Below are 14,793 nucleotides of genomic sequence, written 5' to 3'. Positions count from 1 at the left end.
TCCTGAAACTCACATGTCGCAGCGGTTTGGCTATCGTTCCCTTTCGTAAACATCTGCCAGCGACTATCATTGGCCGCCTGTTACTGGAGGTTAGATTTTGAGTCGTTTCTTTATTACATGTGCCAAAGGGCTGGAAGGCCTATTACTGGATGAGCTTCGTCAACTGGGTTTTGAAGATGCCAAGGAGACGCGAGCAGGTGTTTCGCTAACGGCCAGTTTTATGGAAGGCTGCAGAATCTGTCTTTGGTCTCGCTTGGCCAGCCGGGTATTGCTTGAGCTGGGTGAGTTTGCCGGTGAAAAAGATGTTTACCAGGCAACTTCGCAAATCGATTGGAGTGAGATTTTCACCGAGGATAAAACCTTATCGGTGCAAGCGATTGCTTCTGGTGTTGAAGGTCATAGCTTATTTATGGCCCAGCGCTCTAAAGATGCCATTGTCGATCAGCTCCGTGAAAAAAATGGCTATCGCCCTTCGGTAGATATTCAGCAGGCCGATATACGCATTCATGTTCTGGTGCGTGCATCGGGCATTCAAATCAGTCTTGATTTATCCGGTGCGCCTTTGCACCAGCGCGGCTATCGGCAACTAACGGGTTCTGCACCGATTAAAGAAAACCTAGCAGCCGCTATTTTAGTGCGTGCCGGCTGGCCAAAACTGGTTGCTGAGCGGCCTGAAGGTAAGCAGCTGACCTTAATCGATCCTATGTGTGGTAGTGGCACATTATTGATGGAAGGTTTGCTGATGGCGGCGGATATTGCGCCAGGTTTGAAATGGCGTGACTACTGGGGCTTTTCAGCCTTGCCAGAGTTTGATTCGCAGCAATGGCAGCAAATGCTGGCCGATGCGCGTCAAAGAATGGTCAATGGTATGGATCATTTGCCGCAGTTCCATGGTTACGATCTGAGTAAAAAAGTGATTGGTGGCGCTAAAGATGCTGCATCAGCTGCTGGCTTTGCTCGTTTAATGAAGTTTGAACACTTGGCTTTGGCTGACCAACCCGCGCCAGATGAAAGTGCCGCCGGTTTGCTGATTTGTAACTTACCCTATGGTGAGCGATTAGGCGAAGATGCTGAAATTGAAGTCCTTTATCAGCAGCTTGGCGACACATTAAAGCGTGACTATGTTGGCTGGAAAGCATCAGTTCTGTTATCCAACGCTGGGCTTGGTAAGGCGTTTGGTATTCAGTCTGACCGCCGCTATAAATTGTATAACGGCCCGTTGGAATGCCAGCTGTTGAATATGGATCTTAAAGACGAGAATTTCCGCCAAGTATTCAAACAAAGAATGCACCCGGCATTATGGCGCAGCTGCCGCAAAGATTTTCAGCCGACACCCCATAGTGAAATGTTTGGCAACCGTTTGAAAAAGAACCGCCGCAAACTTTCAAGCTGGATTAAACGAGAAAATATTCACGCCTATCGGTTATATGATGCTGACTTACCAGAATATGCGGCAGCAATCGACATTTATAACGATCACTTGTTGATTCAAGAATATTTAGCGCCTTCATCGGTTGATGAAAAAGCTGCTCGCCAGCGTTTTTCCGATATTTTGTGGCACTTACAAAAGCAGCTGAATATTGCACCGGAAAATATTCATATTCGAGTGCGACAGAAAGAAAAGAGCGCGGGCCAGCCAATTCATCAGGAAAATGGCGCGGCTAATATAGTGGTTGAGGAAGGTCAGGCAAAACTGGTTGTGAACCTGGAAGATAACCTCGATAGCGGTTTATTCCTCGATCACCGTCCAATGCGCCGTCATTTGTCGAGCATTGTAAAAGGTAAGCGATTCTTAAACTTGTTCGCCAGCACAGCAACTGCCAGTGTCCATGCGGCCTTGGCTGATGCCAGCTCAAGTTTGACGTTGAATATGTCAAAGTACTATTTAACTTGGGCGGAAGATAATTTCCGATTAAACCAAATTAGTACCTTAAAGCATCCTATTCGTAAGGTTGATTGTTATCAGTGGCTGGATTCTAAAGAGAAAGAGGGCGAATTTGACCTGATCTTTATGGACCCGCCAAACTTTTTCAATTCTTCACGAATGGACCGTTCGATCGATGTCACTAAAGATCACCCGTGGTTAATCGACCGTGCCATGGCGCGATTAGCAGCCGATGGCCAGTTGTATTTTTCTAACAACCGTCGTGATTTTAAAATGAGCGATGAAGTGAAAGAGAAATATCAGGTGCAAAATCTCGATTCGAAAATGTTGCCACCGGATTACGAGCGCAACCCAAAAATTCATAATTGCTGGTTGATTGAAACCAAGTAAATTAATTTCGGTATATTTCAACACTCAAAAACCACCGGCTAAAGTCGGTGGTTTTGTATTGCGGACTGAATGCTCAAATGTAGTGCCATGCGTTGGTGCAAGCTAAGTCATGACAATCAGTGCTTATACTGGGAGCGCAGGCGGCCCGCCTGCATAGTGCGAATACCTATAAGTGGTAGGTATTTTCATGCGGTTGAAGTGCATAACTGATTTAATAGTTAACCAGCTACCCAGCAAGAGCCAAGCTTTTATTATATTATCCATCCGTCTTGAGCATTTCCTTTCGGTAAGGCGCTTTGTGGTTGCGAGATGCTGTATTGTAAAATCACATCATTTCCCATGCCAATGGCCTCATGCTTACTTGTTTTTGGATTTACAGCAAAAACTTCTATTATATTTATATTGACACCATTACTTTGCATTACTCTAAGTGCTGACGCTAATGACGTTCTGTCGGGTTGGTAATGGCCACTGTCGTTACAAATAGCTTGCACCTCACCATGGACTATTTTTATAATGCCAGCGAATGCGACATTGGCTCCAGATAAATAACTTGAATGATAGAAATTAGTTATGGAATAACCCCTTGGAAACTCAAGATGCTGTGCGGCATAGAAAATACCAGATGTGCTCATTATACAGCCGCAGAAGTCAGAAACTGATTTGGCATGAAAGCTTTGCGTATTTGACCTCGCCATATTTTTTGATTCAGCGAGAACTAGACTTAACTGGCCAGTCGAAATATGCGAGTGGCTTGGTTTGAATGTCATGTTCTGAACCCTCTTAAATGCATCAGGTTCGCTCTGCCACCAATGATATTGCATAAGACGTCCACTTTGAAATTGAAGGCGAAAGCGTTCGACTTGTTCTTCAGATAAATATTCGAGTCGCTTATTTTCCAATTGCTTTTTGTCCTTAACTAGCTTGTGAGGCAAGATAGAATACTGAGGCAATGTATGGGCGAAGGTTAGAGAGGTTGTCGGTTGATGAGATGATGAGCGCGGTGGGAGCGGCGGAGGTGCAGTAGAATAAGGTTGTTGTGTGTAAGGTTTTGGTGGAATAGGTGGTGTAACAACTCTTTGGGGCGGTTCAAACATTTTTTTTGCTTTATCTTCTAAGCTGCTTAGTGGGCATTGAATTCTTTTAGCCAATAAAGTGCTAACTTTTGCAAATAAATCTGCAACGGCCGGCCGCCGAGTTGCTTTTATATCGTTTTGAGTGATGTAGAGCTTTTCATCCGTGTTTGCTGTGTTTGCTGTGTTTGCTGTGTTTGCTGTGTTTGCCGTGTTTGCCGTGTATGGAGCCACCTCTAACCACAATTTTAAAATCTTAAGTAATTGATAAAGAAGGCGTGTTTGTGCTTCGCCATGAACCTCGTTATAGATCATGACAAGGCTGGATATCTGATTTATTTCTGTATCAAGCGTCATTAAAAATAGCTGAATTCTTTCTGTGACTTCTAAAGAAGAAGGTGCTCTTATGGCTTCATCGACATCTTTTGGATCTATCCGGCCGGGGACATTGACATTATTAATTAACTGTAGCCATTCAGTTGTTGTAGGAAGGTTCGGGTTTGTTAAAGGGTGTTTTTCTAGATAAGCAAGCATGCGAGCCGGCGCAAGGGTATGGAAAACAATCCTAGAGCTAGGTGTTGCTTGTGAATGGTGAGCGCTAGAGTCCATTGAGTATTCCTTTTCTCATCAGTTGGTTAACTATAGCCATAGGAAAGAAAAAAAGAAGGTCATGCTCACGAAGGTCATGCGAAGGTCATGCCATCCAAAAGAATAGCTATGCAAGATGAAAAATAATTTATGAGTAAACTGGTTGGGTTGTTTATTGGTTTGCTATTTATAAAAATATTTTATTCTAAATAAATACTACCAACCATAGTTGTACTTATCGCTGGTAAAAAAACTTCTATTTCTTTTCTGGTTGCAAGTGACTTAATCTTTTGCAATCGTTGAAGTTTGCAGGAGCGGCACTTGAAAAAGTTGTCTTTTTAACATCATGCCAGCACCCAGAGCTATTCTCTATGACCCAAAAGAAAATCCGTTTCTACATGTAGTAAGTCGCTGCGTACGCAGTGGGTGGCTATGCGGCGAAGATCCAACGCTGCTTAAAAAATTTCGTAGAAACTATGACCACCGCCGCCAGTGGATTGTCGACCGAATTGATCGACTCAGCCAAGCGTTCGCGGTTGATATTGCATCTTATGCCGTGATGTCCAACCACTATCATCTGGTGGTGTATGTAGATGTGGAGCGCGCGAAAAAATGGAATATTAAGCAGGTGTTGTTGCAATACTGCAAGGTATTCGAAGCGCATCCATGGATTAAAGATTATCTCGATCCTGACAAATTTCACATGCTGACTCAAATGCAAATTCAATGGGTTGAAGAAACTGCTGATACTATTTATCGCAAGCGATTATATTCCATTAGCTGGTTTATGCGCTCAATTAACGAGCCGCTGGCACGAATGGCCAACGCGGAAGACCAATGTAGTGGTCGATTCTGGGAGGGACGATTTAAAGCACAAGCCCTTTTGGATGAGCAGGCGTTGCTCACCTGTATGGCTTATGTCGACCTAAATCCATTGCGTGCCGGTATTGCAAAAACGCCAGAAACATCGAATTATACTTCAGTGCAAGCTCGGGTCGAAACGGAATTACCCGTCAATAACCATCGTAGAAAGAAAAGCCGAAAAACAAATAATCAGCGGCGCTACGATTATAATTTCGCCCGATTAAAACCTTTTGTCGATAGCAAAACCAAATCTAGCATTAATATCAAAGATAAAATTCATCCGTTGCCATTTAAATTAAAAGATTATTTAGAACTGGTAGATGCCAGCGCCCGCATGGCAAGAAATGACAAGAAATATCATATGGATAGTGAGTTGCCGCCGATTTTTGAACGATTACAAATTGAGACTGATGCACGCTGGTGGGCATCTGCCATGAGCGGTCGCAGCACTGTGATGGCCAGTGCGCGACAGTTTGCCCACGCAATGGGTGATGCATTAAGTCTGAAACAATTCCGCCAGAGGGTAAAGCAACAGACACAAAATTGGCGAGATACGCAAAAGATGACTAGAAGTCAACCACCGTCTTGATTGTTGCTCGACGTTAATCAGCTTTCCTTGGTTAAAATAAGAAGATATTGATCACCGGAACTTATCCGGCTTTTGTCGTGCAATAAATTATAAGATAAATCAAAAAAAATAGGTGTGATATCAATATTGTTTGGTTTTATACAGAGTTTTGCTGTTTTTGTTGAGAAAGAGTTGCTGAAAATGAATATAAGAAAAATTTATTTCGATATTGTTATAATTTTGGGTGGCGCAAATAAAAAGGGTGGCGCAAATAAAAAAACGGCGTTTGTTTAAACGCCGTTGTTATTTGCTGTTGTTATCGATTTCTACCGACAATCACTTAACCAGTTTTCCAGGTTAAGTTCTGGGTTGTCTTGCCAGCGGAATTCACCGGAACACCAAAGTTGCTGATCTTTAGGAGATAACTCGGTAGGATCGAGTGCAGGCGTGTCTTCTTTTAAACGGTTGTAGCGTTTAAGCATTCGATCTTTCAAACGTTTTTTCTTATTCGCTACTTGGGCGATTTTTTCAGACTGTTTTAACTGAGCTGAAATGTCACCGTCTTTATCAATCAATAATTTATGCTGATCAGTAATAATTTCGCTTAATTGATCGTCCAGAGAAAAGCTGTGTAGATACACATAACTGCGGCTGGTATTTGTTGTTTGCGCATTTGTTGATTGAGTGTTCGGTTGTTCAGCATTGCTCGCTCGCGACTGCTCAAGCGACAGTTTGATCAAACGACCTAACGTATCTCGATCGGTTGATCTTTGTGGCATGGCTTGTTGCTGACCATCAGGCTGTACAATGCTTTGCAGCTGGCCAGTGGCTTGATACTGCAAAGTATAATTATCGCCATTCACCCGCATTTTCAGTTGTCGGTTAGCTGGCAAATAACCCAATTGATTATTAGTCAGGAACAAGTAAGGCCGTAACGACAACAGCGGCTGAAGTGCTTTGGCAAATGCTTTGTTGCTATAAACCAACGGCGTTAGATTATTCTGCTGTAATTCAGGAAAGAAAAAACTGCCGCTGAGTAGGCTTAATCGAGTAATCACTCGGCTGAGTTTTTTAAACTGTTGATCGATTTTTTGCTGATCACCATCCACAGAAATTTCTGACAATAAATCTTTCTTGGTTTGCGCGGTGACCTTGCCAAGATCTCCAGCATCCCACTGCCAGCCTTGGTTGGTTTTGAAAAAACTCAAAGAATTACCGTTCAAAGTGGCAGAACTTAAATAATCACCCTGAAATTTTATTTGCAATAGCAAGGTAGGGTCTTTAGCTGAAATCAAACGGCCTGCATTGTCATACTCAAGTTGCAGCTGATAGTTGCTGTTTGAGAGTGTTGCTGGCAGCCCTTGCTCTGTGTGTTGGCTGACCTCAAGCGTTGCTTGACCATCGATTTTTACTGAAGAAAAACGGCCAGTTTCATCCTGCTGATAAGTGATAGTTTTGCCTTTTTGAATAAAATTTTCTAGCCGTTGGCTGTTATATTCAAACAACCAGTCGCGGCGAGAGTCGGTGTAACGACTCAGCCATTGGTTTTGGCTTTCCAAGTAAATATCTTCGCCATTGAACTTTAATTGCTTGGGCCACAAACCTAGAGCAGGTTTTTTGCTAACCACTTTAGATGGCGCTGCTTTTTGATACCACAACAAACTGTCTAGTTTGTTGCTAACAATTTGTCGCTGGTCATCTTCCTTGATGCGGGTTTTGTTGCCTTTCAAATAACGCAGTTTGATTGGGCTGTTTCCCGGGCGAGTGATTTGAGAGACTCGCCCGTGCTGATCATATTTCCAACCTTGTGTTTTTCCTGAATGGGTTCTTGATGTGATTCTTTTTGGAAGCTGCTGACTGTATTTATATTGCTGATTGTTGGTCAGTTTTAGTAATCCATTTTTGTAAATGAAGTTAGCAACATCGGAATTATTGCTGGAGATTTTGCTTAACCGATTGTCTTGATAGCCAAATTGCAAACTGCTAGTGTCAGTTTGGCTGATTTTATCCAAGCGCATGGTTTTGCCTGATTTGTTCTCAGCTACTTTTTTGTAACTCAGTTTTATTTCTGACTGACCAGGGAACGTGACACTGGTTAGCAAACCATTCGTATTGTATTTTTCGATTCTACGATCCATCGCCAGCGTCCAACCATTATCACTATTTTTTTTCAGCTGGGCATGGATGTAATCTGGTAACTTCCACCGCTGTTTTTTCTTTTTAGCACGATAACTTTGGCCATCAGGGCGAGTCACTTTGATCGATGTTTTGCCAATGTTTAGCCGAGCACTATAGCTATGGCTCCAGCCAGCACCTAAACCGATGTCTTGAGAAATTGAACTGTTGTAAAATCGGCTAAAGGGAATGCCGTGGTAAATTGAATCCCATTTGAGTTCAGGCTCCACAAGAAATAAATTACCAGTTGCAGAATTTGCGCCTTCGATCATAGAAATGTGATCGGACTGATCACCATAATTGACCTGGTTGATTGAGGTATATTTACCGCTGCTGCAGATTTGAGCTTTTTCAGACCAGACTTGGTTGATGCCGCAAACACGACTTTGTTTGGTGGCCTTGTAAATTAAGGTTTTTTTGGAATTGTTGGGGTTGATGCCGCACTCAAGTTTGCAGTTGTCACCTTTACAGTTTTTTCGCGGAAAGCTGATGTCATTGATTTCAGCTTTGCCTGCGCCAAATTCTTTATCGGACAAATATTGACAATAGTCCCAAGGATCTTGGGCAAAAAGTGACTGACCGTTGTTGGTTTGTCCGCCATAGCCAGTTATCGTGGTGCTGCTCGCAACAGTCGTATAAAGCGCTAGCAGCAGAAACAAAGTCTGTAGAAGTTTTTGCATCGCGTTTATGATTCTTCTTATTGGGCTGCTTATATGCAGTCTTGATTTAGCTAGATGCTAACCCACTGCGCGAACATGCGGCAAGTCTGGCCAGAAAATTCGATAGGGCTAATGATGTTTACGCAGCAAAATGGGGCAGCATGTAATGTTCAGCTTGCATTTGGCGAAGCAAATTATTAGCTTTTGCCCAGCTTTAGCAGTTCATCGTTCAAAGGAGCGAGAGTGACAAATACCGAGGACTTCTCACCATTAAGCTGGATTCTCCCTGAAATCCGCAAGAACCTGAAACAGGTTCAGGATCAGTTAGAGAACCAAGCTGACAATCCTCCGCCGTTCAAGTTGGAGTCGGCCATTGAAAACCTGCATCAGGTTCATGGCTGTTTACGCATGGTTGAGACAGATGGATCCGCCTTGTTGGCTGAGGAAATGGAACAACTGGCCAAGGCTTTAACTACTCATAAAGTAGAAACGCCGGAAGAAGGTTTGTTGCTACTGTTGCAGGCGGTGATGCAGTTGCCGGTTTATCTGGAACAGGTTTCTGAGCGCCAAGCCGATAACCCAATGGTGTTGTTGCCACTATTAAATGAACTGCGCGCAGTTCGTAAGGCACCACTATTAAGCGAATCGGCGGTATTTAATCCATCACTAGCCGCTGCCCAACGCATCAGCTTAAAGAGTGAAGATTTACCGTTAGCTTCTTTTGAGCCAGTGGTGCGCCGATTACGTTTGGCTTATCAAGTCGGATTATTACGCCTGATACGAGGCGAATCGGCAGATGATTGGTCTTCACCGATGAAAATCGCTTTAGAACGACTAGACCAGTTGTGCGGCGTTCATCCAATGGGACAATTGTGGTGGGTGGTGCAAGGGGTGATTGAATCTTTGCAAGCAGGCGGTACTGATCAGGGCACAGCAATTAAATTGTTGCTAGCTCAGGTCGATAGCCAAATGCGTCAATTAGTACAGCAAGGCCGGGGTGTAATGGGCGGAAAACCACCAGAAGCACTAATGAAAAGTTTATTATTCTACGTTGCCAGAAGTACCAGTGATGGTTCGGTAGTGGCTGAATTACGTGAAGCCTTTAATTTGCATTCTAGTGGCGCCAGTGACGCTGAATTAGAGCAAGCGCGTGAATCATTGCGTGCTCCAGATGCTGAAATTCAATCGATTGTTGCTGAAGGTATTCGCGAAGAATTGGCCAAGATTCGTTCATTGACCGATATGATCGCTGAAAGCCGCGGTACAGAAGAAGATCCGATTCTCTTGGCGAGTAAGTTGCAATGGTTGTCTGATACCTTAGCAATGCTCGGTGCGGTTGAACCGCGCCAAATGGTGGTGGATCAACTCGATGCGATCAACATGAATCAGGGTGAGTTGCCCCAAGAAATGCTTAACGGAATTGCCGAAGCATTAGTGATGGTTGAAGCCACATTGGATGGTAAAAATACCACCAATAAAGAAGCGCTGGCGATGCACGAATTGTCGATCGCTGAAGCACATGTAATTCGCGAAGCGATGAGCAGCCTAGAAAGTGTCAGAAGCTCGTTTACTGGCTGGTTACGTGAACCATCTTCGCAGTTACAAATTGATATCGATCACTTGCTGACCAGTATCGCAGGTGGTTTGGTTATGGCCGGCTTTGACCGTGCCGGGCAGCTACTCAGCGAATTGCGCAATTTATGGTTGAATCAACTATCACAGCAAGAGCAGATCAGTCAGCAGCAGCAAGAATTGATTGCCGATATTTTGGCCGGCGTTGATTATTTCCTTGAGCGTTTGTTAGATAGCAATCGAATTCATGAGAAGTACTTGCAAGAAGCTGAGCAATCGCTGGTTGAGCTAGGTTATTAATGATTATTAAGTTGTATACCACGCTCGGCTGTCATCTATGCGAGCAAATGGAGCAATTGGTGGCTCAAGCAGCATTTGAGCAATCATTAGATATTCATCTGCAGCATGTTGAAATTAGCGGTGACGATCAGCTGGAAGAACGCTATGGCATTCGTATTCCGGTGATTCAAAAACCGACGGGCGAAGAGTTAGCTTGGCCAGTGACTTTACCGCAATTAATAGCATTTCTGACTTAACCACTGAGCTGTTGGCAGTCTGAGAATATTAAAAGGCCCCGCAGTGTGTTTAACACTGCGGGGCTTTTTTTGTCGGGTGTCATCGCTTAAATTTATAACCCCGAAACTTCTAAATACGGACTATAGAACCAATGGTTGGTCGGTTGGCAAGCATTGGATGTACTGCGAACAGCCAGCTTGATTCGCTGATTGCTAGCGGGCATATCGAGCGGCAACATTAGGGTTCGGCCTTCGGTATCCATTTGATAAGCCTTGCTCTTGACGGCTGATTTCTTGCCAACCTGATCTTGCCACTGCCATTGGAAATCACAAGCGGATGCCAGCGTGTTATCAAGCCCTTTCAAATAACCCAGTAGCCGCAATTTATTGCCTGCGATGCGCAACTGGTTAATTCTGAATAACCAATTGGCAGAATGATCTTGGGCGACAATCGGCTGATCTTTTAACCATTTGCTGGCTGAAATTGTGCTGGCCAATTGATTGAGTGGTAATTCAGGTGTGGTGCCAAGATGTTGTCCGTCACAATTTTGCGAAGAAACGGTCACAACCATATTGTCGGCATCGCTGCCAAGGTCGCCATCTAGCCAGATAACCTGCGGCTTGTTTTGCGCCGATAGCGGCAACGACTGCACATCATTATTAATTCGCCAATCTAACTCACAGCGAGCACCTGACTTATTAATGATGCGCGTTTTCAAATAACTGCGTTGACCACTTAGCACCACTTCTTCGACTTGAGCAAATAGTTGTGGCTTATCAATTAATGGTTTGGCAGTTAGCTGCTCTAGTGGAGTAATACTTGGCAAGTCAGCCAATGCTAAAGCCGGTGTCATAATCGACGCTTCAGGGCCACATGAACTACTACCGGTTTTAATTTCAAAAGACAGTGTGAGAGAATTGCTGCCAGGTAGTGGGGCTTTCAGTCGTTGGTTGTTTTTTGAAACATTGATAAATGGTGAGGCTCTACCTCGATCATCTTTCCAGCGAAGTTGATATTGGCAGGCTGAGTTTGGTGATTTTAATGCCATTAACGCCAACTGTTGACCAGAAATTCGAATGTCTTTCAAACTCAGTTTTGGATAGCCAGTGCCGAGCACAGACTGACTTTCTAACCACTGCGTAATATCACCGCTTCGAGTAGGCTTACTTTTCAAATTAAATGCAGCAGCTGATTTCCACTGGCCAATTTCGCCGCAATGAAGGCTTTTACTGGCGACTTCAATTTGAATTGCGCTGCTATCAGGGTGAAGTTCCTGTAACGAAATTCGCCACTGGTTGGATTTACCTAAAGCCACTAGCTGTTCAACTGGTTTGCTGGTTCTGCCCTGTTGATCTTTCCAGCGCCAGTTAACTCGGCAATCGGCCTTGGTTTTCGAACGGTCGCCGCTGATATAAACCAACAACTGATTATTCATTTTTTCTAATGCGGTTACTTCGAGCATCCATTGATTAAATAAAATGCCTTCTCTGGGCTGCCAGCGCTTGTATTGATTATTAGTGCGTGCTTTAAGGCGAGATCTGCCGAGTTTTCTCAGCATGTTTTTTACGTTGTTTGCAAAACGGCCATCGGGATATTGATTGGCATACTGCTGCAATAACCGCTTGTTATTAGATTGCGAAGCGCTTTCGAATAAACGATTTTCACGGCGGTTTTTAGCATCGCCGGCATAGCGGCCGTTGGGATAATCGGTTAAATATTGATCGTAGCTTTGCAAAGAATTAGCTGCTTGTGCCTGATCATAAAGCAAGCTGTCACGTAGTTTATCGACAATTGAAATGCGGCGGCTTTCAGGAAAAAACTTCAAATACAAAGTCATCGCCTGAAGATCATTTTCTTCAGTGGCGCTTTGAAATAGACGTTTATCTAGCGTGCGTTGCAGAATTTGTTGGCTGTTGTTTTCAGGGTATTGCTCAATGAATGAGACGATTTCGGCATAACCTGCACTCAAGAGCGCAGCTTTTACTAAAACATCTTCACGCGCCTGAAGTGCTTCATCAAGATAAGGGGATTCTGGATAGCGATTGAGATAGTAATCTAATGCTTCCAAGGTGGATGCTTGTTTTGCAGCATCTAACGAGTCTCGTGCTTCATCACCACAAGCTGCTAATAATAAAGCAATAACCAGTAAATATTTTTTCATTGGGTGGGTTTGCGCTTTTGCGCCTCCCGCTCTTATTAGTTTGATTCTATGTTATCGCCCCTTGTCTGATCGGCAAGGGGAGAATTAAAATTTTATGATAACTGATGATTCTTTGTCAGTTCTTGCAAGATGACAGATCAGGGAAGCTTGGCAATTTGTGGTAGCGGTTGAATGGTAGTGAGCATTTTTCGGGGATCGAGTTGGCCGCCCAAATGCTGTTGGTAAATTGCAGTGTAAATCAATGAATTTTGAACGTAATTCCGGGTTTCTTTGTAAGGAATAGTTTCAATCCAAACGTCTGGTGCCATCGGGCTGTCTGGCAACCAACGACGCACTCGATTAGGTCCAGCATTGTAAGCGGCAATTGCTAAAGGGTAATTCTGGCTGAATTTTTCCGACAAGCGGTGCAGGTAAGCACTGCCGAGACGAATATTAGTTTGCGGGTTTAATAAATCGCGGCGATTGGATAAAGGAATTGCATAACCGCGCGCGACTTGTTTTGCGGTACCTGGCAATAATTGCATTAAACCATACGCGCCGACAGGAGAGCGTGCATCTGACATAAAATCACTTTCAAGTCGGGCAATGGCATAGATTAATGCCGGTGGTAGCTCGTAACGAATCGATTGCTGTTTAACCGGTTCACGCCAAGCCAATGGGAATCTGAGGTCTAATTGATCAGAATAGTCTTTTGCGCCGGGCAATCGCATTGAGAAAATAGCCCGATCATACCAGCCCCAACTAATTGCTAACTGAGCGGCATCGACCGCTTGGTCATCGGGTAATTGCCTAACCCCAGCATTCCACTCTAAACGGGCTTTATTTACCTGGCCGAGTAAAAAGAACTCCTTTGCTCTTTCTACAAAAGGCAGTTGTGACAGTTGTTGTAAAAGCTGAGGATCTTGCTCGATATTCTCAGTTCTAACCGCAACCGGTTGATCGAGCTGCCAGCTAGCCATTAAACCGTAGTAATTACGGGTTTTAGCAATTTCTTTATAGATAGCGTTTGCGGTTAAATCAGCGCCATTGGCTTCCAATGCTCTGGCATGCCAATAGCGCCATTGGGTGGTTTGGCTGATTGATTCAGGTAATTCAGCTAAAACATCGACCAAAGTATTCCAGTCTTGTTGGCCAATTAACCAACGTAAATACCATTCCTGAATTACTGGGTCAGCTTTTTGTGCCAGTGAACGCTTTAACCAGACATCTGCGGCAGGCTCACCGGCTAATGCCAGTTTTAACGCCACTGCGCGAGATGCTTTTGGCAAACCGGTCCATTCAATGGTCGATTTTTCCTGCAGCATATCCAGCTGTAGCGGCAATTTATCCAGCTTGGTTCTTTTAATGACTTTTTTATACAGCGCATCTTGTAGTGCTAGCGATATTTCAGAATCTAGCGCTTGTGGCAGACGCTTTTTGTTAATGCGGTGTGGTGAGCGAAACAACTTAACCCAACTGCTAATCGCTTTGCGTGCTTCGGTGGGTTGATCTTTAACCAAATATTCAGCTAGCGCATATTCGCTGTTAATCAGACTGGCGGTTAGCCGTTGCCATAACAATTGATCAGTAAGTTGATTGGCTTTTTTCCATGCAGCTAGCACCGGGTCACATTGTTTTGGCAATGATTCAGGCGTTATCCATAACGGAATAACATCTGGCCAAATAGTGTTTGGATCTTCTTTGCGCTTGAGGCGGGCATTTAAATAGATGCACTGGTATTCAGTATTTTTGCTGTTTTTAAAATACTTAACGATTAAATCCCATTGATGGGTTTTTGCCAAATGCCGCCTTAGCCAGCCTTTCATATTGCTGGCGATTGGGGTGTTGGGGTAACGCTGAATGAATTTCTGGTAATGCTTGATGTTTTTAATACGAAAGCGCCGTTGCATCGCTTTCATTTCTAGGTAAGGAGCAAGTGGGTAATCGTCTAGTTGCTTTTGCATCTGTCGGAAATGTTTCAGGTTGCCATTTTTAAGCGCAGATTCGGCTCTGGTGTATAACTGGCGCTGCGACTCGGCGGCAAAACTATTAAAAGATATTAAGAAAGCAACAAGCAGAACAATGAGTCGCATAATTTCCCTGGCTGGCAGTCCATGCCTTTATTTGATCTGTGGCAAAAGTATAACCGGCAAACACGCTTCTCATCATTACAAAGAACAGACGGGTTAACTTTAGGTGTAGATAGTTTGAGTATTTTTTAACCCTTTGAAATAAAAGGTAGTGGCTCAAAGGTCAATCAGGGTTGGTAACGAAACTGTAGTTTATTAAAAATCAAGGAGTTGCAATTGTCGGATGGGTGTAAGGTTAAAATTGGTCGAATTTGGGTATAATCGCCAAGATTT

8 protein-coding genes are annotated in these 14,793 nt (G+C 43.8%); 4 read left to right on the top strand and 4 right to left on the bottom strand.

Annotated features, from left to right (window positions below):
- Positions 1-97: 97 nt before the first annotated feature.
- Positions 98-2,275 carry a bifunctional 23S rRNA (guanine(2069)-N(7))-methyltransferase RlmK/23S rRNA (guanine(2445)-N(2))-methyltransferase RlmL gene (gene rlmKL / locus DC094_RS09390; RefSeq protein WP_158527277.1) on the top strand — a complete coding sequence of 726 codons (2,178 nt, stop codon included), beginning with the start codon at positions 98-100 and terminating at the stop codon, positions 2,273-2,275.
- Between the two features lie 251 nt (positions 2,276-2,526).
- Here rlmKL and DC094_RS09385 read toward each other — a convergent pair whose 3' ends face one another.
- A complete protein-coding gene (locus DC094_RS09385; RefSeq protein ID WP_116686870.1) occupies positions 2,527-3,957 on the bottom strand; it encodes an IQM protein middle domain-containing protein in 1,431 nt (476 codons plus the stop codon).
- 325 nt (positions 3,958-4,282) lie between these two features.
- Here DC094_RS09385 and DC094_RS09380 point away from each other — a divergent pair, with 325 nt between their 5' ends.
- Entirely contained in the window at positions 4,283-5,389 is a 1,107-nt protein-coding gene (locus DC094_RS09380; RefSeq protein WP_116686869.1) for a transposase, read from the top strand.
- A gap of 305 nt (positions 5,390-5,694) precedes the next feature.
- Here DC094_RS09380 and DC094_RS09375 read toward each other — a convergent pair whose 3' ends face one another.
- On the bottom strand, positions 5,695-8,223 hold the full coding sequence (locus DC094_RS09375) for a DUF6531 domain-containing protein (protein ID WP_116686868.1): 2,529 nt from the start codon (positions 8,221-8,223) through the stop codon (positions 5,695-5,697).
- Positions 8,224-8,445: 222 nt separating this feature from the next.
- Between DC094_RS09375 and DC094_RS09370 the strand changes: the two genes are divergently transcribed.
- A complete protein-coding gene (locus DC094_RS09370; RefSeq protein ID WP_158527276.1) occupies positions 8,446-10,074 on the top strand; it encodes a FimL-related protein in 1,629 nt (542 codons plus the stop codon).
- Positions 10,074-10,310: a glutaredoxin family protein gene (locus tag DC094_RS09365; RefSeq protein ID WP_116686866.1), complete on the top strand. Its 237-nt coding sequence runs from the start codon at positions 10,074-10,076 to the stop codon at positions 10,308-10,310. Before DC094_RS09370 ends, DC094_RS09365 begins: the two co-directional genes overlap by 1 nt.
- Before the next feature lie 92 nt (positions 10,311-10,402).
- Here the strand turns inward: DC094_RS09365 and DC094_RS09360 are convergent, their stop codons facing one another.
- Both DC094_RS09360 and DC094_RS09355 read right to left on the bottom strand, forming a co-directional pair.
- Positions 10,403-12,451 carry an outer membrane protein assembly factor BamD gene (locus DC094_RS09360; RefSeq protein ID WP_116686865.1) on the bottom strand — a complete coding sequence of 683 codons (2,049 nt, stop codon included), beginning with the start codon at positions 12,449-12,451 and terminating at the stop codon, positions 10,403-10,405.
- A 137-nt stretch (positions 12,452-12,588) separates the two neighbouring features.
- Positions 12,589-14,523 carry a transglycosylase SLT domain-containing protein gene (locus DC094_RS09355; protein WP_116686864.1) on the bottom strand — a complete coding sequence of 645 codons (1,935 nt, stop codon included), beginning with the start codon at positions 14,521-14,523 and terminating at the stop codon, positions 12,589-12,591.
- Positions 14,524-14,793 lie beyond the last annotated feature (270 nt).

Source organism: Pelagibaculum spongiae (assembly GCF_003097315.1).
Taxonomy (GTDB): Bacteria; Pseudomonadota; Gammaproteobacteria; order Enterobacterales; family Pelagibaculaceae; genus Pelagibaculum; species Pelagibaculum spongiae.
This window is presented reverse-complemented; position numbering and strand designations above follow the sequence as displayed.